Here is a 20,198-nt window from a genome sequence, read left to right as displayed (position 1 = left end):
CTCACCGTGACCACCACCCCCGACATCCTCCGCGACTTCGAGCGCGTTCCCCCGCACATCGTGCAGCAGGCCGGCGCCTACCAGGCGGCCATCCTGGCCGACGTGGCCGGCCGGCGCGGCGCGCTGCACGGCCGCATCACCGCCCTTCGCCCCAGCATGAAAGTGGTGGGCACCGCATTCACCGTGGAAGTGCGTCCCGGCGACAACCTCATGATCCACGCCGCCATGTCGCTCGCCCAACCCGGCGACGTGCTGGTGGTGGACGGCAAAGGCGACCAGACCGCCGCGCTCATGGGCACCATCATGATGACCGCGTGCCAGAAACTCGGCATTGCCGGCGTGGTGCTCGACGGCGCCGTGCGCGACTCGCTCGAACTCGAGGAAATGGGCTTTCCCGTGTTCAGCGTGGGCACCAACCCCAACGGCCCCACCAAGCTCGTGCCCGGCCGCATCGGCCACCCCATCTCCATCGGTGGCGTCACCGTGCACCCCGGCGACCTCGTGCTCGGCGATGCCGACGGCGTGGTGATCGTCGAGCGCGAGAAGATCGAAGCCCTGCTGCCCCTGGCCGAGAAAAAGGTGAAAGACGAAGCCGCGCGCATCGCCGCCATCCAGCAGGGCGACACGGCCGCCAAATGGCTGGACGCCGCGCTGCGCTCGGCCGGCGTGCTCAAGGAAGGGGAGCGGCTGTGAGCTCCACCAGGCCCGCCATCCTCGTCACCGCCGCCGACCTGGCCCCACAAGCGCTCGCGCTGCTGACCGATTTCGACATCGTCTATGCCGGCAAGACCCCCAGCGAGCAGGACATCGTTTCGCTCTGCCAGCAACACGACCCCGTCGCCATCATCGTGCGCTACGGCAAGGTGGGGGCAGAGGCCATCCACGCCGCGCCCTCGCTGCGCGTGATCTCCAAGCACGGCAGCGGCACCGACACCATCGACAAGGTGGCCGCGACAGCGCGCCACGTGGAAGTGCGCGCCGCCGTGGGCGCCAACGCGGCGGCCGTGGCCGAGCAGGCCATGGCGCTGCTGCTGGCCTGCGCCAAGTCCGTGCCGGCCCTGAACGCCCGCATGCACTCGGGCCACTGGGACAAGGCCACGCACAAGAGCGTGGAACTGGCCGGCCGCACCATCGGCCTCATCGGCCTGGGCGCCATCGGCCAGCGCTTCGCGCGCATCGGCCAAGGCGCTGGACATGCGGGTGATCGGCTTCGACCCTTACGCCAGCAAGGTGCCGGCCGACATCGAGGTGGTGGACCTCGACACGCTCTGGCGCGAGTCCGACGCGATCTCGCTGCACTGCCCATTGACCGACGACAACCGGGGCCTGCTCAACCGCGACACCCTGGCGCGCTGCAAGCCCGGCGTGCTCATCGTCAACACCGCGCGCGGCGGCCTGGTGGACGAAGCCGCGCTGCTGGACGCCGTGCGCTCGGGCCACGTGGCCTCGGCCGGGCTGGACAGCTTCGCCATGGAGCCCATGGTGGCCGACCACCCGTTCCGCGACGAAGACCGCATCATCCTCAGCCCGCACATCGGCGGCGTCACGGCTGACGCCTACGTGAAGATGGGCCTGGCGGCCAGCGAAAACCTGCTCGCCGTGCTGCGCGAGGCAGAGGTCTCGGCGGACCGCTGAGCCCGATCGGGTTCAAGCCGGAAGAAACAGCGCCACCGCGCCGGCCACCACCCCCACGATGGAGCCGAGCGTGAACAGCAGCCCGGCATCGCGGGCGTTGTCGGCCTTGCGCTCGTTCCAGGCCAGCCACAGCAGCAGGGCGGCGATGGCGCCGATGGTCAAGGCGTAATCCAATGAAGTCATGAAGATGCGTCCGATAGAGAAATAGGGAAGGGCACGCGCGGCTGCGGCGCGCCCCGCGGCCTCCTGGGCCAGGAGGGCACGGCGAAGCAACGCGGCAGCGGCGTCGTCAGGCGAGGAAGAGGGGGGGTGGCGCACCAACCGGTGCGCCAGGCGTCACGCCAGGGCGGCAGGTGGCGCGCGGGCCAGGTAGCCGTGGGGCGCGGGCTCGGGCAGCCTCGGGCCATGGCGGTCGGGGGCCTCGCCCCCGGGGGTGTCGAGCGTGGTGAACGTGACGCTAACCACCGGCAGCGCGCCATCGGCCCCCTTCGCCCCCATCTTCTTGGCAAAGGGGCGCAGGGCCGCCATCGCAGACCGCCCCGCCGCCGTCATCACCGCCTGACGCAACGGCGTGCCATCGCCCTGGGCGTAGGTGTGGGGCGCGTGCTCGCTCAGGCGCGCCGCCGGGTTCCCCAGGGAAACACCCAGAAGAACCAGCAAAGACAGCAGCGCGGCAGTGAACGCACGGTTCATCGACATGGCCGCCGGGTTGTAGGTGGCGCTACGGCGGCGAAGAAGAAGACACCGCCGCTGACTTCCTCTCCACCTGCGCCTGCAGCACCGTGGTGGTGTCCGCCAGCGCGCCGAGCTGCCGCTGCATCTCGGCATTCAGCGTGTGCAGCAGCGAGCCCAGCTCCGAGCGCGAAGGTGGCACAGCGTCGTCCACCTCGTGCTCGTACTCCGGCGAGATGAAGCGCTCCAGCGCCTGATAGGCCTTGAAGGTGATCGACAGCTCGGTCACCTGGTTGGCCGCCTGCAGCGCGAGCGACGAGACCCGCGCCTCGGTCGCATCGGCCGATGCGGCAGCGCCAAGAACGCGCACGCCGCGCGGCTTTCTGGTGGGGATGGTGCGTTGTTCTGCCATGAGGGCTTGCCTGAATGGCAGGCGCTTCAGCGGCGGCCGTTGTTCTTGTCGGCCAGCGCCTGCAGCGCCAGCAACGTGTCGAACAGGTCGATATAGCGGCGGCTCGCCTCGTCGTGAAGCGCCTTGCGTCGCTCGTCGTGGACGGCATGGACGATGTCGTCATCGACCTGGCTTTCCAGGGACAGGCCCAGCCGGTTGAGCCGGTGGAAGGCTTGAGCGGTGAGGTCGGAGACTTCGTGGGCGAAGCTCTTGGGGCGCAGGCGAGCGAGCGCGTGTTGGAAAGAGAGACGAAGGTTGATGGCCGATGTAGGGGCTCCCCCGGATTCGGTTTGCTACAACCGCCGCCCCTCTTGTGGAGGGGCGGCGGCCCGAACAGGTTGGAAGACCGGCGAAACCGAAAGCGGAAAACCGGCGGACCTTGCGATCACCCCATTCGGGCCGCCATAAAGGGGCACGAACAGGCAAGCCGCAACGCCTCGTGCGTTGGGTTTCACATGGAGCGGTGCGGCTTGCAGCGCTCTCGGTTTCGTTTCAGGCTTCCAAACCTCATCACGCCTTTTTTGGGCGTGACCGGCGAAGTATAGCTAGGGACATGTAAGGCAAATGGCCGAGTTTGGCCTTGCGCCATCGCATGGTTGCAGGGGATGGCCGGTCTGCAGCGATTGCCGTCAGCCGCTCCCACGCCCCGAATGGGCGATCTGCGTCACATGGCGGACATTCCAGTGTGCGCGGTCGGCAAATCGACAGCTGGCGGGCGACGGACCCGATCAACTAAAGGTCGCCGCCTCGGGTTTCGCTTTCTCCCATGCCTTGCGCGCTGCGCTGTACTCAGCCTTGATTCGGTCCATTTGAGCCAACTCGTCAACCACGAAATCAATCGTCAACGGCACTTCGTGGAAGTCTGGCGAATGGGAGTGAGCATCGATGTAGCGAGACAGCATCGCCATGCGCGTGTGAACCTGGGCAGCAATGCCTTCATCGAAATACACCTGACTGAGCGTGAAGGTGATGTTCTCCCGCCAGCGGCGGACGACATTGCCAAACAGCTTTCGCTGGATGAAGTCCTCATAAGCGGTACGCAGGCTGCCACACGCCTTCTCCAAGCTGTCGCGCTGCTTCTCGCCGTCTAGCGTACGGGCCAGGGCGAGATGATTTAGTGCGCGATCGTGTGCAGCACCTTCGTAATGTTCGTGTGGGAAGGCCAGGCTGTCGATGACACCTGGCTCATCTGCCACGCCACGCCACACGGTCCTGCCCGCAAAATCTACACCCTTGTCCACCGCAGCCGTCGCCAGATAGTTCGTAAACAGGATGTCATGCGTAAAGACGATCACCTGCCGCTTGGCGGCTTCGTCCACAAGACGCTGCGCGATCGCCTCTTTGCGAACATGGTCCATTGAGGTCACGGGGTCATCGAACACCACGCCCAAGCAGGAGCCATTGAGTTCCACTTCAGTGAGAAAGTCGGCCAGCGCTGCCACTGTCTGTTCGCCCTCGCTCAGCACCGAAGAAGGGTCGATGCCAGCCACGCTGGCGTTGGCAATCTCGATTTTTCGATCGGTCGTTCCGGCATCGCCCGCGAAGCGGAACTGCACCGGTAGTTTGAGTTGCAGGGCGGCGCAATTGTCCGTGAATCGCGCGATGAAGCCCTGCGCGACCAGTTCCGTGCGCCAGCGCTTTCTGCTTACTCGTCACTTCGCGTTGGGTCGCGGAAAAGCCGCGGATACACGCATTTGCCTTTCCTACCCACTTGAGGTCCGCTACCGCCGCGGCGATAGCATCGTACTGGTCGGCGAGGACCTGGCGATCGAGTAACAACCGCTCTTCGGCCATCAACGACTCCATCAGTACCTTCAGGTCCTTCTGTCGCAAGGCATCGTTGTCGGATTTCAGGCGTTCAACCAACTCCGTGATGCGTATCGAAACCGGGTCATGATCCAACATGCTCAAGCCAGGGTCAAAGGCACCGGCAACTGCGTGCACCAATGCTCCGATGACTTCCCGATAGCCTTCGACATGACTGGAAACCGCTGCGGCCATCGCGGCATCCACCTCGGTCAAGGTCCGGTGCGCAACACTGCCCTCATCAAAAAAGGCGAGACTGAACTTGGACAGCTTCATGCCATACCCTACGAGCGCGGTCTTGGCCTGGCCCAGCTGCGCTTCCACATCGCTAGTTGCGAACTGATAGAAGCGGGTCAATCGTGCCACCCCGTCTTCGTCAAGAACCTGATGGCAAAGCACGCATCGGGCCGCATCTGCTTTCGGTGGAAACGCCTCGTCAGGGTAGGCTTCGGTGTTATAGGCGATGGCCGCAGTTAGCAGGTCACGCCATGCTGCTGTGCCGATAGGCTGCACCGGCTCCTCGCCCAACTGTGCCACTGAGAGCGCCGCTGCCTTTTCCGTCAACGTCTGAATCCGCTTGACGGCATTGATGATTTGTTCCGCAAGTGCAGGCGATAAAGTCAGGTGCAAAGCGGAGAGCGATACCTTCAGTGCGTCCAGGTCGGTGATGCGCTGCTCATTCTGGCGAATGATCTCCTTGGGATCGGTAGTCCTGAGTGTCGCAAGTTGCCGGACAACCGATTCCAAGCGCGCGAGCTCCTCGTTGCCAAAGACGGCCAACGCCTTCAGGCGAATGAGGTTCGTCTGTGCCGTCAGGGCTGCGCAACAGCGTAGCGACTTCGGACGTGCTGCTTGGAACTGCGAACTTGTCCGTTGCATGGGAACGCAGAGCGATGTCATCGCGCAGCCTGCGCTGCAGCTTTCCGAAGACCTCCACCATGCGGGGAAAGACATCGAACAAATAGGGCATGACCTGGAAAGCATTGCGCTCATCCAGGTGGACACGCACGCAGGTCGAGTCGAACACCGCGAAGTTGTCGCGCAGCCGCTGGCAAGGCTCCTTGTAGACGAAAGTCGTGTTGGAACCGTCGTCGAAGGCAAACGTCGCGCTCGGCGTGGGTTGCTTGTGCTTGGCCAACTTCACGTCGCCAAGAATCGCGGTTTGCTTGGAACGGGTAAAGCATGCGGCTTTCAGCACTCGCGCATAGCCGGACTTGCCTGCACCGTTGGGGCCATAGATCACAGTGAGCTTGCGGCCGAAAGTCAGTGTTTCACCCTGCGCCAGAGCGTTGACGCCGGTCAGCGCGGTCATAGCTGTAACTACGCTCGTGGCCGTTGTGGGGCCGCCCTGAATCTGTGGCAAGGCTATGTCCCATGTCGCACGTGGCACCTCCGCCGGGGCCAGTTGCTGGTCCATCAAGTACTCGCGGTAGACGTCATCCAAAGCCTCGTCCGGGAAATCGACGGCGCCGACGAGTTTGACCAGCAGGCACCGTTGCCAGTTGGAGAGCGTCCTGCTCCAAGCGGATAGTGCATCGAAGACATTGAATGCCGCTTGCGACATGAAGACCCCCAGTTTTAAATCATTCCCACTTTTTCAACAAATCTGGATGATGAACCACTGCTTGGGTTGCTACCTGTTTCGAAGCGAGGGTCCAATTCCCCGACCTTGCCTGAACCGTGTTGCGGCATGCCAGTGATTGCAGGACTGCGCAGTGTAGGAAAAGTACCAAGAACCGTGTGAACTAGAGGCGGCGATGGACGACTGCTAGGGCTACGCAACCGTCCTTTATTTGCCAAAGTTGACGGACCGTACTCAGCCTGACTCGTCGTCTAGCTGCCAAGATCTGCTTCGAAGCGACTGGAATGTTTTAGTAATCTTTGCCTGACTTAGATTCAGGTGGCATTGCTGATTTGTGCGCACGAACTCCCATTGGGCGCCGGCAGCAAGTCAGAGACGACACCATGTCTGAACTTGAAATTTGCTCACAGCTCACCTAGAGTATGGGTAACCACCAAGCCGAAGTTATCTGACAATGCTTCAGCATTAAGAGGCTCTAGGAATGGTGGCAAAGCGCAGAGGGGTGTTCGTAACCGAATCGAGGGTTTAAAGCATGTGTTCTAAGTCGGCTCAGGTAAATGTAGCCATGTTTTTGCAAGCCGTATTTGCAGCGAATGCTTGGGCTATCGAGTGCAGCCCGCCTCCTAGCACGACCTTAAGAGACTATCGTGCGGATTTTGAGGTGGCTACGCTGCAAGTACTGAAGCTACGCGGGCCTAGCGCCACCAGCGCAGTCCAGTCTCAATCGAGGAGCTTGCTGGAAAAGTTGCCGAATGCAGACAAGACCCTAGTCGAACTGACATATCTGTACACCCTGTGTACCGCATTGAGAGACGACCGTTTCATGCCGGAGCGCGAAAAAGGGCGACTGATTTCAGACTACGGGCGTGCGCTGAGACCAGCTAGTGCCTTGTCTGATCGTCCACAGGCACCTGCTGTAAAGCCCCAGGCGCCACGCGCAAGTGCCCCCCCTCAGACGCCGTTAGCGAGCAAACCAACCACTTCGGTGTTGGGGAACACTGGAACCGTTGTCATAGGCAACGAGGTCAAGGGAGATCTCAACATTAACAGCACCAGCAAATGAAATATTGGAGCGCACGCTTTTGCGCGGTGATGTTGTCGGCTTTTGCCGCGCACTCACTGGGGGTGGCGCAAGAGAGAGGGCCAGCAGTCACGGGTAACAGCGGACCTGTGGTGACCAATAACAATGTCGGAGGTAACTTACATCTCACCATCAATCACGGGTGGGATATCAATCGTGCGCCCGTTGTGCGTCAGTCCCAAGTGCATCAGCAAACTTGGCAGGAGACGGCTTCTTCCGTCGAGCTACTCAACAAACAGCTGTTGAATGATCGAGAGTTCTCTTCCTTTCTTATGCTGTTGACTGGAGCTACTGGAACGTTGCACGTAGACAATGCTCTAAAGCAGCTAGACGTCGCGGCCGAGAAGGGCAGCTCCATGGCTTCAATGGTTAGTGCGGTGTCCTATTGGAATGGCTGGTGGGGAAGAGCGCAAGACCGAAATCGGGGGCGTCGGTTATTTGAGCAAGCCGCCGAGAGGGGCTCACCAGGCGGTCAAATTTTTGTCGGAGACAATCTTTGGAATGGTGCGAATGGCTTTCCCAAGGATCCGGTTCGAGCAAATCAATATCTTGTGAAGTTGGTCAACAACGAGAACGCTCTGCGTCAGACGCGCGCTGAGCATGCAACCTACTTAGGGAACCGGTACTTGCAAGGGACGGCGGTGCCTAAGGACGAATGTTTAGGAATTCGTTACATGGCTCAGGCCGCAGCGCTAGGTAGCCCTGAATCGATGCGGACACTTGGCTTTGAACGGGAGAGCCAGACGCGGTGCCTACCTGTGGATAAAGCGGAAGCGTTGAACTGGTTCGAAAAGGGCGCACATGCTGGCGACAGCGACAGCGCCAACCAAGCGGGTCGCATGCATCACTTCGGCGCCGCGAAGGACCGTGACTATGCATCGGCCGAACGTTTCTATCTGATGGCGGGGACGCCTTACGCGGACGGGATGCTGTCTTGGCTGTTTGTCAAAGGACTGTCCAATTCGGAAGGCCGCACCGATGTGGGAAAAGCTTTTTACTATGCGCGCAAGGCTGTGGACGGGGGGGATGCAAGCTCCGCACTGATGTTGGGCTTGTACTATGAACTTGGGATAGGTGTCCGGCAGAATGTCCATGAAGCATTTCGCTGGTACGGGAAGGCTTTCGACGCAGGCATCGTTCAAGGAAAAGTTAACCAGGCTACGCTTATCAAACAAGGCTGCGTTGGCTTAGAGCAAATGCCAAATTGGGTTGCGGAGTTGAGCCTGATCGCGGAGTCTGCGGACGCTGAAAGCGGAGCAAAAGCTCGAGCGCTGAATATCCTTGGTGGTGTGTACACGGATGGAAGTCCAGGAGTTCCTGCTGACAAGCGGCGAGCGTTGACGTTCTTTGATCGCAGTTGCAAGTTGGGCCTGAAGCAGGGCTGCGAGAACTATGTTGCGCAGAATCGTGGAGGCAAGATTTCTCCTGAGGCGCAAGCTGCTGCTGATAAGGCGCGCACCGAAGGGAGCAAGCTCACAGGTGAAGCTTGCCAACGAGTGGTAGCAGAGTTTTCTGCTGACCCAGACACGTTTCCTTAACTGGACGCCACCGGTCAACTTAAGGAGTAAGCTTCTTCGGGTAGGGCACCTCCCGGGATACTTAAGAAGAGGGGAATCAGGAGTCTACCTGCCGCTCTCTTGCGAGCAAGGCCGCTCGTGCTTCAATGATGGTTTTGAAGGGCCGCTGAGGAAGTCAGCGACGCTCGCCGCGATCGCGCCGGGCTGGACCGTACTGAGGAGCACCCATTCGAACGGCCGCTGCAGAAGCTTATGCGCGAACCAGAGAGTGAACCGCCTTTCAGGTACCGCTACGGGAAGAAGCCGAGCAACCTCGACGACTGCTATCGGCACAAGCAGTCTTTGGCGGACTGCACTTTAGACGTCCGCTCGCAGTCTGAAACGGCCGTTCATTGGGGCAAGCCTCATGGCGACTCCTTGCCGGTGAACTGCACCAGCCGGCGCGGCACACGTCACACCGTCACGATCTCATCATTCAGCGCTTTTTCCAAAATCTGCCGCATGAGGCCAGGTGGAAGTTCTCAATGAAGCTGCAGGCATACCCGCGCAGCCTGATTCCGCGCGTCCGGCGCGGTCAGGAGGCAAGTGGCAGGCCTCAGCCGAACCGCTGGGCAGATCCGAAATCGCCGATCGGCTGCAAATGGCTGACGAGGCTGCCATCGGCTTGCACGCCATGAAGGTAGAAGCCCGGCGGCTCGAAGATGAAGGCGGGTTCGCTCTGCGGCAGCAACCCCATGGCGATCTGGTGGGCGGTGGATGGTGCGGTCATCGCCAGCGTGCCGCCGAAGCGCCGCAGGATCGTGCGGTGCAGATGACCGCACAGCAAGCGCTCCACCTGTGGGTGCTGCGAGACGATGCGTTCGAGTTCCTCGGCGCCTTCGCGCAGACCCATGCCGTCCATGAAGGCGATGCCGGTGGTGAAGGGCGGGTGGTGCAGGGCGACGAGGGTGGGCATTTCGGGCTGGGCGTCCAGGCGCTTGCTCAGCCAGTTCAACCTCGCGGCGCACAGGGTGCCGAACGGCTTTCCCGGCACGGTCGTGTCGATTGAGAGCAGGCGATGGCTGCCGAGGTCAAGCTCATAGAGCACGAACGCCGCGATCGTGCCGTTGTCTTCGGGGTTGCCTTGCAGGTACGCATGGTCGGGAAACGCTTCGCGCAGTTGGGGCACCGAGTCGTGGTTGCCGGGCATCAGCCAGTAGGGACACGGCAGTGGCTTGAGCAACTCGCGCAGGTGCTGGTATTCGCCGAGCGATCCCTGATCCACCAGGTCGCCGGTGATCAGCACATGGCTCGGGCGTGGTGTGATCTGGTTGACCCGCTCGACGGCCTGGGCGAGGTACTTCGCTGTGTCGATGCGCCCCATCAGGCGCTTGCCCCGCGCCACCACATGGGGGTCGGAGAGTTGCACAAGGTTCAGGCGCGGTGCTTCCGGGTTCATGGCGTGGGGCTCGGGTGGGGTGGCGGTGCTGGCGAAACACGCGCTCATTCTCACGCAAGATGACGCCCGGCTACACCGTCACGATCTCATCATTCAGCGCCTCTTCCACGATCTGCCGCGTGAGGCTCGGCGCGAAGTTCTCGATGAAGCTGTACGCATACCCCCGCAGCCAGGTGCCGCGCCGCACCGCGAGGCGGGTCACGTTGATTTCGAACAGGTGCCGCGCGTCCAGCGCGTGCAGGTGGCGGTCGCGGTCGGGGTCCACCGCGATGCTGGCGACGATGCCCACGCCCATGCCCAGTTCCACATAGGTCTTGATCACGTCCGCGTCCATGGCGGTGATGACCACGTTGGGCCGCACGCCTTCCTTGTCGAACGCGTCGTCGATGTGCGATCGGCCGGTGTAGCCCTGGTCGTAGGTGATGATGGGGTGTTCGGCCAGCTGTTGCAGCGACAGCGGGCCCTCCACGCGCAGCAGCGGGTGGCCGTGCGGCACCACGACGCTGTGCGTCCAGCGGTAGCAGGGCAGCGTGACGAGTTGCGGGTAGTTGGCGAGTGCTTCGGTGGCGATGCCGATGTCGGCTTCGCCCGCGATCAGCATCTCGGCCACCTGTTTGGGTGAGCCCTGGTGCAGGTTGAGCGTGACTTGCGGGAACAGCGCGCGGAAGTCGCGCACGGCGTGCGGCAAGGCGTAGCGCGCCTGCGAGTGGGTGGCAGCGATGGAGAGGCCGCCTTCGAGGCGCGAGACGAATTCCTTGCCGGCCTGCTTGAGGTTGTCGGCTTCCTGCAGCAGGCGTTCCACGATGGGCAGCAGCGTCTGCCCCGGCCCGGTGAGGCCGGTGAGGCGCTTGCCCGCGCGGGCGAAGATGGTCACGCCCAGCTCGTCTTCCAGCTCGCGGATCTGCCGGCTCACGCCGGGTTGCGAGGTGTAGAGCATGGCGGCAACCTCGGTGAGGTTGAAGCCGCTGCGCGCTGTCTCTCGAACCGATCTGAGTTGCTGGAAGTTCATGGCGTTGTCGTCAAAGCAAGGCGTCTGCCCAGATGTTGCGTGCCCAGGACCGGGCGTACTGGCCTTCGAGCGCATTGGCGGTCGGCGTGAGGCCGCCCGCGCCGTTCACGGCCACGAGTGTTTTCTGTTCAGTGTTCCATTTGTGCACGCTGGCCACGTGCACCACGTCGGTGTCGCTCACGAAGCTGTAGCAGGTGTTGGCGATGATGGGTTCGGTGTTCACCGGCCGGCCCTGGATGAGCGCGATCACCGCGTCGGCCGCCACCTTGGCGTGGTTGTTGGCCATGAAGCCGGACTTGGGCATGCCCGGTGCCGAGAGCGTGGCGTCGCCCAGCACGTGGATGCCCGGGGCCACGGTGGATTCGAAGGTCTGGAAGTTGACGCCGCACCACTTGTTGTTGGCGGTGATGAGCCCGGCGGTCTGCGCGATGCGCCCGGCCTGCTGCGGCGGCACCACGTTGAGCACGCCCGCGCGCACGGTTTCGAACTGCAGTTCCACGGTGCGGTTGGCCGCGTCCACGCGCACGATCTCGCTGTTGGGCTTGTATTCGACGATGCCGGGGTAGAGCTCGTTCCAGGCCTTGAGGAAGAGGGCTTTCTTGGAGGTGATGTCGGGGTTGGCGTCGAGCACCAGCACCTTGCTGCGCGGCTTGTGCTGTTTGAAGTAGAAGGCCACTTGCGCGGCGCGTTCGTAGGGGCCGGGCGGGCAGCGGTAGGGTGCCTTGGGAATGTGCAGGGCGTACACGCCGCCGTCGGGCAGGGCTTCGAGCTGTTTGCGCAGGGCCACGGTCTGCGGGCCGGCTTTCCAGGCGTGCAGCACCTGGTTTTGCGCTTCGGCGCTTTGCAGGCCGGGCACCTGGTCGAACTGGAAGTCCACACCGGGTGAGACGATGAGGCGGTCGTACTTCAGTGTGTCGCCGCGCGCCAGGCGCACTTCTTTCCTGGCCGCGTCGATGGCGGTGGCCTCGTCGCGCACCACGCGCACGCCGTGCTTTTTCTGCAGCGCGTCGTAGCCGGTGGTGAGGTTCTCGATCTTTTCCGTGCCGCCGAGCACGAGGTTGCTCAGCGGGCAGGAGACAAACGCGGCTTCGCGCTCGACCAGCACCACCTCGATCTCGGGCGCCCATTGGCGGATGTACTTGGCGGCGGTGGCGCCACCGAAACCGCCGCCGATGACGACGACGCGGGCCTTGGGCGCGGACGAGACCGAGGCGCAGCCCGGCAGGGCCAGGGCGGCCACGGTGCCGCCGGCGGCGGCGAGGAAGTGGCGGCGTTGCAGCAGTTGCTTCATGGGAGGTCTCCTTGTTGTTATTTGGGTTGGCGCGCGAAGTGGGCGGCCAGGCGTTCGAGCTCGGCGTCGGTGTAGCCCTTGGCGTGCTGGTGCATCACGGTGGCGGGCAGCGTGCCTTGCTTGTAGGCCAGCAGCTTCTGCAGCAGCACGGTCTTGTCCTGCCCTGCAATGGCGGGAATCGCGCTGTTGCTCTTGCCGTCGGTGCCGTGGCAGGCCGCGCACGAGGCGGCCCAGGCGCGGGCCTGGAGGTCGGGCGCGGTCTGCGCCTGCGCGGCGCCGCCCAGCATCAGGGTGGCGGCGATGCCGAGGAGTCTCTTCTGGTTCATCGTGGTCTCTTGTTGTGATGGGTTCGTTCGTTCGTTCAGACGGCGGCCAGGGCCTGGTCGAGGTCGGCCAGCAGGTCGTCGATGTGTTCGATGCCGATGGACAGGCGCACCGCGTCTTCGGGCACGCCGGACTTGCCAGTTCCTCGGGCGAGAGCTGGCGGTGCGTGGTGGAGGCGGGGTGGGTGGCGAGCGATTTGGCGTCGCCGATGTTCACCAGGCGGGTGAAGAGTTGCAGCGCATCGAGGAAGCGCGCGCCGGCCGCGCGACCTTCGCCGGCGGCGGCTTTCACGCCGAAGGTGAGCAGGCCCGAGGCGTGGCCGCCCAGGTATTTCAGGGCGAGCGCGTGGTCCGGGTGGTTGGGCAGGCCGGCGTAGTTCACCCAGCCCACCTTGGCGTGCTGCTCCAGGTGCTTGCGCACGCGCAGCGTGTTGCTGTTGATGCGGTCCAGCCGCAGAGAGAGGGTTTCGATGCCTTGCAGGATCAGGAAGGCGTTGAAGGGCGAGATGGCCGCGCCGGTGTTGCGCAGCGGCACGACGCGCGCCCGCCCGATGTAGGCCGCCGGGCCCAGGGCCTCGGTGTAGACCACGCCGTGGTAGCTCGGGTCGGGTTCGTTCAGGCGCTTGAAGCGGGCCTTGTGCTCCGCCCAGGGGAACTTGCCGGAATCGATGATGGCGCCGCCGATGCTGGTGCCGTGGCCGCCGAGGTATTTGGTGAGCGACTGCACCACGATGTCGGCGCCGTGTTCGATCGGGCGCAACAGGTAGGGCGAGGCGACGGTGTTGTCCACGATCAGCGGCACGCCGTGCTTGTGCGCGATGGCGGCGACGGCCGCGATGTCGGTGATGTTGCCCTGTGGGTTGCCGATGGACTCGACGAAGATGGCTTTGGTGCGCGCGTCGATCAGCGGCTCGAAGCTGGCCGGGTCGCGGTGGTCGGCGAAGCGCGTGGTGATGCCGAACTGCGGCAGCGTGTGCGCGAAGAGGTTGTAGGTGCCGCCGTAGAGCGCGGTGCTGGAGACGATGTTGTCGCCCGACTCGGCGATGGTCTGGATGGCGTAGGTCACGGCAGCCTGGCCCGACGCCAGCGCCAGCGCGGCGATGCCGCCTTCGAGCGAGGCGATGCGCTGTTCCAGCACGTCCTGCGTCGGGTTCATGATGCGCGTGTAGATGTTGCCCGGCACCTTCAGGTCGAACAGGTCGGCGCCGTGCTGCGCGTTGTCGAAGGCGTAGGCGGCGGTCTGGTAGATCGGCACGGCCACGGCCTTGGTGGTCGGGTCGGGCTTGTAGCCGGCGTGCACCGAGCGGGTTTCGAATTTCCAGTGGGCGGACATGAGGGTCTTCTCCTTGTTGTGGTTGATCAGGCCGTGGCGAGCTCGCGCGAGGCTTGCACGGTGGCCGGGTGCGCGGGGCGAGGCAGGCCCAGGTGGTCGCGCAGGGTGCGGCCGGTGTATTCGGTGCGGAACAGGCCGCGCCGCTGCAGCTCGGGCACGACGAGCTGCGCGAAATCCTTCAGGCCGTGCGGCAGCGTGGGCGCGAGCACGTTGAAGCCGTCGGCCGCGCCGGTGGTGAACCAGTGTTCGAGCTGGTCGGCGATGGATTCGGGCGTGCCCACCACCGTCCAGTGGCCGCGCGCGCCGGCCACGCGCTCGTAGAGCTGGCGGATGCTCAGGCCTTCGCGGCGCGCGAGGCCGGCGAACAGTTCCTGGCGGCTTTGCCAGCCTTCGGTCACCGGCAGGCCTTGCGGGAAGGGGCCGTCCACCGGGTACTTCGAGAGGTCCACGTTGCCGAGGAAGGTGGAGAGCAGGCCGACGCCGAGCACCGGGTCGATGAGGGATTGCAGTTCCTCGAACTTCTCGCGCGCTTCGGCCTCGCTGCGGCCCACGAAGGGCGAGATGCCGGGCAGGATCTTCAGCGCGTCGGTGGAGCGGCCATACCCGGCCAGCTGGCCCTTGAGGCTGTTGTAGAACTTGCGCGCCTCGTCGGCCGTCTGCTGCGCGGTGAACACCACCTCGGCGCTGGCGGCGGCGAGGTCCTGCCCGTCGCCGGACGAACCGGCCTGCACCAGCACCGGGTGGCCTTGCGGCGAGCGCCGGGTCTGCAGGCCGCCGTGCACCTTGTAGTGCGCGCCGTCGTGCGCCACGCGGTGCAGCTTGGTGGGGTCGAAGAAGCGGTTGCGGGCCTTGTCTTCGATGAAGGCGTCGTCTTCCCAGGTGTTCCACAGGCCTTTGACGACCTGCACGTACTCGCGCGCGCGCTCGTAGCGCTGGGCGTGGGCGATCTGCTGGTCCAGCCCGAAGCTGCGGGCCTCGAAGTCGCTGCCGGAGGTGACGAGGTTCCAGCCCGCCCGGCCGCCGCTCAGCTGGTCGAGCGAGGCGTATTTGCGGGCCAGGTGGTAGGGGGGCAGGTAGGTGCTGGAGACCGTGGCCACCAGGCCGATGTGCGTGGTGTGCTGCGACAGCGCGGCCAGGGTGAGCAGCGGGTCCAGCGGGTACCAGAGCGCGTTCTTCGCCACCACCTCGTCGGGCGGGCCGGGCAGGCCCACGTTGTCGGCGAAGAAGATGGCGTCGAACTTCGCCGCCTCGGCCAGCTGCGTCCATTCGGTGAGCGCGGCGATCTGCCCGCCGGCCGAGGGCACCACGTCCGGGTGCCGCCAGGCGGCCAGGTGGTGGCCGGCGCCGAAGAAGAAGGCACCGAGGTGCATCTGGCGAGGGGTGGTCATGTCAGAACCCGGCGAGCACGGAGCCCTTGAACTCGGTCTGGATGAAAGCCTTGACCTCGGCCGACTGGTAGGCCTTCACGAGTTTGGCGACCCAGGGCTTGTCCTTGTCGGCTTCGCGCACGGCGATCAGGTTCACGTACGGGCTCTTGGCGTTTTCCTGGGCGATGGCGTCCTTGCCCGGGTTCAGGCCGGCGGAGAGCGCGTAGTTGGTGTTGATGGCCGAGGCGTCGAGGTCATCGAGCGAGCGCGGCAGTTGCGCGGCGTCGAGCTCCACGAACTTGAGCTTCTTGGGGTTGCTCACCACGTCCAGCGGCGTGGCCTTCAGGCCGGCTTCGGGCTTGAGCTTGATGAGGCCCTGGTCCTGCAGCACCAGCAGCACGCGCCCGCCGTTGGTGGGGTCGTTCGGAATGCCGACCTTGCCGCCTTCGGGCAGGTCTTTCAGGCTCTTGACCTTCTTGCTGTAGATGCCGATGGGGAAGTTCACCGTGTAGCCGACGGCGGTGAATTTGTAGCCGCGGTCCTTGATCTGGTTGTCCAGGTAGGGCTTGTGCTGGTAGCTGTTGGCGTCGAGGTCGCCGGCGGCGAGCGCGGCGTTGGGCTGCACGTAGTCGCTGAACTCGACGATCTGGATCTTCAGGCCGTCCTTCTCGGCGATCTTCTTAACCTGCTCGAAGATCTGCGCGTGCGGCCCGGCGGTGACGCCGATCTTGAGCGGCTTGTCCTGCGCGAGCGCGGGCGCGGCGAAGGCGGCGGCCAGCGTGAGGGCCAGGGTGGATTGCAGCAGTTGCCGTTTGTTGAACTTGTTGGTCATGATGAAAAGTCCTTGTGGGAAGTTGAAGTGGTGAGGGGTAGGGGAGGAAACGAAAGGGGGATCACTTGTGGCTGAGGCGGCGCACCAGCCAGTCGCCCAGGCTTTGCACGGCCTGCACGAAGACGATGAGCAGCAGCACCACGGCCAGCATCACCTCGGGCAGGAAGCGCTGGTAGCCGTAGCGGATGCCGAGGTCGCCCAGGCCGCCGCCGCCGATGGCGCCGGCCATGGCCGAGTAGCCGGTGAGGCTGACGAGGGTGATGGTGAAACCGGCCACGATGCCGGGGAAGGCCTCGGGCAGCAGCACCTTGAAGACGATCTGCGAGGTGGTGGCGCCCATGGCCTGCGCGGCCTCGACCAGCCCGCTGTCCACCTCGCGCAGCGAGGTTTCCACCAGGCGCGCGATGAAGGGCGCGGCGGCGATCGTCAGCGGCACCACGGCGGCGGCCGTGCCGATGGACGAGCCGGTGATGAGGCGCGTGAACGGGATGATCGCGACCAGCAGGATGATGAACGGCGTGGAGCGCACCGCGTTGACGATGCCGCCCACGGTGCGGTTGAAGGCCGCGTTCTGCAGCACGCCGCCGTGGTCGGTGAGGCGCAGCAGCACCCCCCAGCGGCACGCCGATGAGCGCGCCCACGAAGCCCGAGATGCCGACCATCACCAGCGTCTCCCAGAAGGAGAGCACGAAGAGGTCGAGCAGGGCCGGCGGGAACCAGGTTTGCAGCTGTTCAAGCATAGGCCACCTCCTGCACCTGCACGCCCACGCCACGCAGGTGGCCGATGGCGGCGGTGAGCTGTTCGCGCGCTCCGCTGGCGAGCACGGCGAGGGTGCCGAAAGGGTGGCCCTGCACCTCGTCGATCTGGCCGTGCACGATGTTCAGGTCGAGGCCGAAGCGGCGCACCAGGTCGGAGAGCAGGGGCTGGTCGGACTCGACGCCGGCGAACACCAGGCGCAGCAGGCTGGCCGGCGGCTGGCCCGGCGCGCCGAGCAGCGCGCGCACGCGCTCCAGCACGTTGGCCGGCAGTTCGCGCGGCACCACATCGTCGAGCAGGCTGCGCGTGACCTCGTGCGCCGGGTGGCTGAACACCTGCAGGGCCTCGCCCTGTTCGACGATCTGGCCGGCCTCCATCACCGCGAGGCGGTCGGCGACCTGTTTGATGACCTGCATCTGGTGCGTGATGAGCACGATGGTCAGGCCCAGCTCGCGGTTGATCTGCTGCAGCAGCGCGAGGATGGAGCGGGTGGTTTCGGGGTCGAGCGCGGAGGTGGCTTCGTCCGACAGCAGCACCTTGGGTTGGCTGGCCAGGGCGCGGGCAATGCCCACGCGCTGTTTCTGCCCGCCGCTGATCTGGGCCGGGTAGCGGTCGGCCAGCGCGCCCAGGCCCACGAGTTCGAGCAGCGGGTTCACGCGCGCGCGGATCTGGTGGCGCGAGAGGCCGGCGAGTTCGAGCGGCAACGCCACGTTGTCGAACACCGTGCGCGAGGTCAGCAGGTTGAAGTGCTGGAAGATCATGCCGATGTCGCGCCGGGCTTCGCGCAGGCCGGCGGCGTTCAGCGTGGTGAGGGAGCGGCCGGCGACCGTCACCGTGCCCTGGCTGGGCCGGTTGAGCAGGTTGATGGTGCGCACCAGCGAGCTCTTGCCCGCGCCGCTGCGCCCGATCACGCCGAAGACCTCACCGCCGCGGATCTGCAGGTCCACGCCGCGCAGGGCGTGCACCGGCCCTTTCGGGCCGCGGTAGGTCTGGTGGATGTTGTCGAGAAGGATCACGTCGGCGCCGGCCTTCAGAGCTTGGCGATCGACACTTCGGTCGACTTCACGAGCGCGACCACCTCGGAGCCGATCTGCAGGTCCAGGTCGTTCACCGAGCGGGTGGTGATGACGGAGGTGACGATGCCCCAGGGCGTTTCGACATCGACTTCGGAGACGACATCGCCCTTGATGATTTCCTTGACTTTGCCCTTGAACTGGTTGCGCACGTTGATGGCTTGGATGGACATGGTGTTTTCCTTGGTTTGAAGTGGAGGAGATGACTTAGATGGCCCAATGCCAGGCGGGGAACGCCGCGGAACCGGCTTCGCCGGGCCGCTGGCGTTGCCCCCCTTGGGGGGTGGCGCCGTAGGCGACGCGGGGGGGAGTTGTGTTCAACACGCGGTCGAGGATGCGTTTCTCGATCGCGGCGAAGGTGGCATCGCCGCGCGAACGCGGGCGGGCCAGCGGCACGCGCTCGTCGAGCGCGATGGCGCCGTCCTCGATCAGGATCACGCGGTCGGCCAGGGCCACGGCCTCCTGCACGTCGTGCGTGACGAGCAGGGCGGTGAAGCCGTGGCGTTTCCACAGGCCTTCGATGAGTTCGTGCATCTCGATGCGGGTGAGCGCGTCGAGCGCGCCCAGCGGCTCGTCGAGCAGCAGCAGCTGGGGCCGGTGCACCAGCGCGCGGGCCAGCGAGACGCGCTGGCGCTGGCCGCCCGAGAGCTTGGCCGGCCAGTCGTTCAGACGGTCGCCCAGGCCCACCTGGCCGAGCACGGCCTCGGCGTCGGCCCGGCGGTCCTTGGGCAGGCCCAGGGCCACGTTGTCGACCACGCGCTTCCAGGGCAGCAGGCGCGCGTCCTGGAACATGATGCGGGTGTCGTCGTGCAGGCCGTCCACGTTCTTGCCGTCGAGCAGCAGCTCGCCGCCGCTGGCCGGCTCCAGGCCGGCGATGAGGCGCAGCAGCGTGCTCTTGCCGCAGCCGCTGCGGCCCACGATGGCGACGAACTCGCCGGGTTCGATGGTGAGCTGGTTGTCGCGCAGCACCTCGCGCGCGCCGTAGCGCTTGCTCAGGTGGCGCAGCTGCACGCGCACGCCGTGGGTGTCGGTCTTCTCGCTCATGCGTTCACCCCTGCGGCTTGAACAGCGCCACGTCCACCGCGTTGACGCGGCGCGGCAGCAGCTTCTCGGCCAGGAAGGCGTCGGCGATCTTCTGCTGCTCGGTGATGTTCTGCGGCGTGACCGGGCGCACCGCGTAGCTGCGGCGGCCGTTGGCCTGTTCGACGATGGCCGCGTCCAGGCCCCAGAAGGGCGCGAGCAGGGCGGCGGCGTCCTTGGGGTTCTGCTTGACCCAGCGGCCGGTCTTCTCCAGCTCGGCGTAGATCACGCCGAGCACGTCGGGCCGGGCCTGGGCGAAGCGGGTGCTGGCCAGGTAGTAGCGCTGGTACGAGGCCAGGCCCGTGCCGTCGGCGAGCACGCGCGCGCCGGCCTGCTTCTGAGCGGCGGAGAGGAACGGGTCCCAGACCACCCAGGCGTCCACCGCGCCTTTCTCGAAGGCGGCGCGGCCATCGGCCGGCGTGAGGTAGGCGGGTTCGATGTCGGCGAAGGACAGGCCGGCTTTTTCCAGCGCGGCGATCAGCAGGTAGTGCGCGCCGGCGGCTTTGGCGAAGGCCACGCGCTTGCCCTTGAGCTCGGCCACGCTCTTGAGCGGCGAGTCCGCGCGCACCACGATGGCCTGGGCCGTGGGCGAAGGCGCTTCCTGCGCCACGAAGGTGAGCTGGGCGCCCGCGGCCTGGGCGAACACCGGCACGGTGTCGGCCACGTCGGCGCTGAAGTCCAGGTTGTCGAGGTTGAGCGCTTCGAGCAGCGGCAGGCCGCTGGTGAACTCGTGCCAGCTGAGCTTCACGCCCAGCGGCTCCAGGCGCTGTTCCAGCGTGCCCTGCAGGCGCAGCACGGCGATCAGCGTGGACGATTTCTGGTAACCCAGGCGCACGGCGCGCGGCGCGTTGCCCTGGGCCAGGGCGGCACCGGCGGCGAGGGAACCCAGGGCGCCCAGCGCGGCGCGGCGGTTGAAGAGGGAGTGCGTCATGGTGGTCGTTCTCGTTGGAT

Annotated in this window: 19 protein-coding genes and 3 pseudogenes; 4 read left to right on the top strand and 18 right to left on the bottom strand. The window is 65.2% G+C overall.

Going from position 1 to position 20,198, the window contains the following annotated elements:
• Positions 1-6 precede the first annotated feature (6 nt).
• Entirely contained in the window at positions 7-693 is a 687-nt protein-coding gene (locus ACFJGX_RS19975) for an RraA family protein (protein ID WP_382158670.1), read from the top strand.
• Positions 636-1,635 (top strand): annotated as a pseudogene (locus ACFJGX_RS19970) (hydroxyacid dehydrogenase). The gene ACFJGX_RS19975 and the pseudogene ACFJGX_RS19970 overlap by 58 nt, the downstream one beginning before the upstream one ends.
• Before the next feature lie 12 nt (positions 1,636-1,647).
• On the opposite strand, the gene ACFJGX_RS19965 reads toward ACFJGX_RS19970, so the two are convergent.
• The 3 genes from ACFJGX_RS19965 to ACFJGX_RS19955 form a co-directional block, all read right to left on the bottom strand.
• On the bottom strand, positions 1,648-1,818 hold the full coding sequence (locus ACFJGX_RS19965; protein WP_382324246.1) for a hypothetical protein: 171 nt from the start codon (positions 1,816-1,818) through the stop codon (positions 1,648-1,650).
• Positions 1,819-1,971: 153 nt separating this feature from the next.
• Positions 1,972-2,334 carry a hypothetical protein gene (locus tag ACFJGX_RS19960; RefSeq protein WP_382326864.1) on the bottom strand — a complete coding sequence of 121 codons (363 nt, stop codon included), beginning with the start codon at positions 2,332-2,334 and terminating at the stop codon, positions 1,972-1,974.
• A 22-nt stretch (positions 2,335-2,356) separates the two neighbouring features.
• The gene (locus tag ACFJGX_RS19955) at positions 2,357-2,719 is read right to left on the bottom strand and encodes a hypothetical protein (protein ID WP_382324248.1); all 363 of its coding nucleotides are present in this window, start codon (positions 2,717-2,719) and stop codon (positions 2,357-2,359) included.
• A 14-nt stretch (positions 2,720-2,733) separates the two neighbouring features.
• On the opposite strand from ACFJGX_RS19955, the gene ACFJGX_RS19950 reads away from it, so the two are divergent.
• A complete protein-coding gene (locus ACFJGX_RS19950) occupies positions 2,734-3,303 on the top strand; it encodes a hypothetical protein (protein ID WP_382326862.1) in 570 nt (189 codons plus the stop codon).
• A 183-nt stretch (positions 3,304-3,486) separates the two neighbouring features.
• On the opposite strand, the gene ACFJGX_RS19945 is transcribed toward ACFJGX_RS19950, so the two are convergent.
• The 3 genes from ACFJGX_RS19945 to ACFJGX_RS19935 are packed head-to-tail and all read right to left on the bottom strand — an operon-like array spanning position 3,487 to position 6,128.
• Positions 3,487-4,248, bottom strand: a complete 762-nt coding sequence (locus ACFJGX_RS19945; RefSeq protein WP_382324252.1) for an AAA family ATPase — start codon at positions 4,246-4,248, stop codon at positions 3,487-3,489.
• A complete protein-coding gene (locus ACFJGX_RS19940; protein ID WP_382326860.1) occupies positions 4,172-5,311 on the bottom strand; it encodes a hypothetical protein in 1,140 nt (379 codons plus the stop codon). Before ACFJGX_RS19940 ends, ACFJGX_RS19945 begins: the two co-directional genes overlap by 77 nt.
• On the bottom strand, positions 5,241-6,128 hold the full coding sequence (locus ACFJGX_RS19935; protein ID WP_382324256.1) for an AAA family ATPase: 888 nt from the start codon (positions 6,126-6,128) through the stop codon (positions 5,241-5,243). Before ACFJGX_RS19935 ends, ACFJGX_RS19940 begins: the two co-directional genes overlap by 71 nt.
• A gap of 1,077 nt (positions 6,129-7,205) precedes the next feature.
• On the opposite strand from ACFJGX_RS19935, the gene ACFJGX_RS19930 reads away from it, so the two are divergent.
• Positions 7,206-8,765, top strand: coding sequence for a tetratricopeptide repeat protein (locus tag ACFJGX_RS19930; RefSeq protein WP_382324258.1), 1,560 nt, complete (start codon positions 7,206-7,208; stop codon positions 8,763-8,765).
• 574 nt (positions 8,766-9,339) lie between these two features.
• On the opposite strand, the gene ACFJGX_RS19925 is transcribed toward ACFJGX_RS19930, so the two are convergent.
• From ACFJGX_RS19925 to ACFJGX_RS19870, 12 genes and pseudogenes are all read right to left on the bottom strand, one after another.
• Positions 9,340-10,182 (bottom strand): phosphodiesterase, encoded by an 843-nt coding sequence (locus ACFJGX_RS19925; protein ID WP_382324260.1) that lies wholly within the window; start codon positions 10,180-10,182, stop codon positions 9,340-9,342.
• A gap of 70 nt (positions 10,183-10,252) precedes the next feature.
• Positions 10,253-11,191 carry a CysB family HTH-type transcriptional regulator gene (locus tag ACFJGX_RS19920; RefSeq protein ID WP_382158650.1) on the bottom strand — a complete coding sequence of 313 codons (939 nt, stop codon included), beginning with the start codon at positions 11,189-11,191 and terminating at the stop codon, positions 10,253-10,255.
• 10 nt (positions 11,192-11,201) lie between these two features.
• Entirely contained in the window at positions 11,202-12,482 is a 1,281-nt protein-coding gene (locus tag ACFJGX_RS19915) for an FCSD flavin-binding domain-containing protein (RefSeq protein WP_382326858.1), read from the bottom strand.
• A gap of 17 nt (positions 12,483-12,499) precedes the next feature.
• Positions 12,500-12,769 carry a c-type cytochrome gene (locus tag ACFJGX_RS19910; protein WP_382328757.1) on the bottom strand — a complete coding sequence of 90 codons (270 nt, stop codon included), beginning with the start codon at positions 12,767-12,769 and terminating at the stop codon, positions 12,500-12,502.
• Between the two features lie 74 nt (positions 12,770-12,843).
• Positions 12,844-14,138: pseudogene (locus ACFJGX_RS19905) on the bottom strand (O-acetylhomoserine aminocarboxypropyltransferase/cysteine synthase family protein).
• 26 nt (positions 14,139-14,164) lie between these two features.
• Positions 14,165-15,526: an LLM class flavin-dependent oxidoreductase gene (locus tag ACFJGX_RS19900; RefSeq protein WP_382324266.1), complete on the bottom strand. Its 1,362-nt coding sequence runs from the start codon at positions 15,524-15,526 to the stop codon at positions 14,165-14,167.
• A gap of 1 nt (position 15,527) precedes the next feature.
• Positions 15,528-16,337 (bottom strand): MetQ/NlpA family ABC transporter substrate-binding protein, encoded by an 810-nt coding sequence (locus ACFJGX_RS19895; protein ID WP_382324268.1) that lies wholly within the window; start codon positions 16,335-16,337, stop codon positions 15,528-15,530.
• Positions 16,338-16,398: 61 nt separating this feature from the next.
• Positions 16,399-17,077, bottom strand: a pseudogene (locus ACFJGX_RS19890) (methionine ABC transporter permease).
• On the bottom strand, positions 17,070-18,110 hold the full coding sequence (locus tag ACFJGX_RS19885; RefSeq protein ID WP_382324272.1) for a methionine ABC transporter ATP-binding protein: 1,041 nt from the start codon (positions 18,108-18,110) through the stop codon (positions 17,070-17,072). Before ACFJGX_RS19885 ends, ACFJGX_RS19890 begins: the two are co-directional and overlap by 8 nt.
• Before the next feature lie 14 nt (positions 18,111-18,124).
• Complete coding sequence (locus ACFJGX_RS19880) at positions 18,125-18,340, bottom strand: molybdopterin-binding protein (RefSeq protein ID WP_382158642.1); 216 nt, start codon at positions 18,338-18,340, stop codon at positions 18,125-18,127.
• 34 nt (positions 18,341-18,374) lie between these two features.
• Positions 18,375-19,211, bottom strand: a complete 837-nt coding sequence (locus tag ACFJGX_RS19875) for an ATP-binding cassette domain-containing protein (protein ID WP_382324274.1) — start codon at positions 19,209-19,211, stop codon at positions 18,375-18,377.
• A 4-nt stretch (positions 19,212-19,215) separates the two neighbouring features.
• Entirely contained in the window at positions 19,216-20,178 is a 963-nt protein-coding gene (locus ACFJGX_RS19870; RefSeq protein WP_382324276.1) for an aliphatic sulfonate ABC transporter substrate-binding protein, read from the bottom strand.
• Positions 20,179-20,198: the final 20 nt, after the last annotated feature.

This window comes from Hydrogenophaga sp. UC242_50 (genome assembly GCF_042697355.1).
In the GTDB taxonomy this organism is placed as follows: domain Bacteria; phylum Pseudomonadota; class Gammaproteobacteria; order Burkholderiales; family Burkholderiaceae_C; genus Hydrogenophaga.
This window is presented reverse-complemented; position numbering and strand designations above follow the sequence as displayed.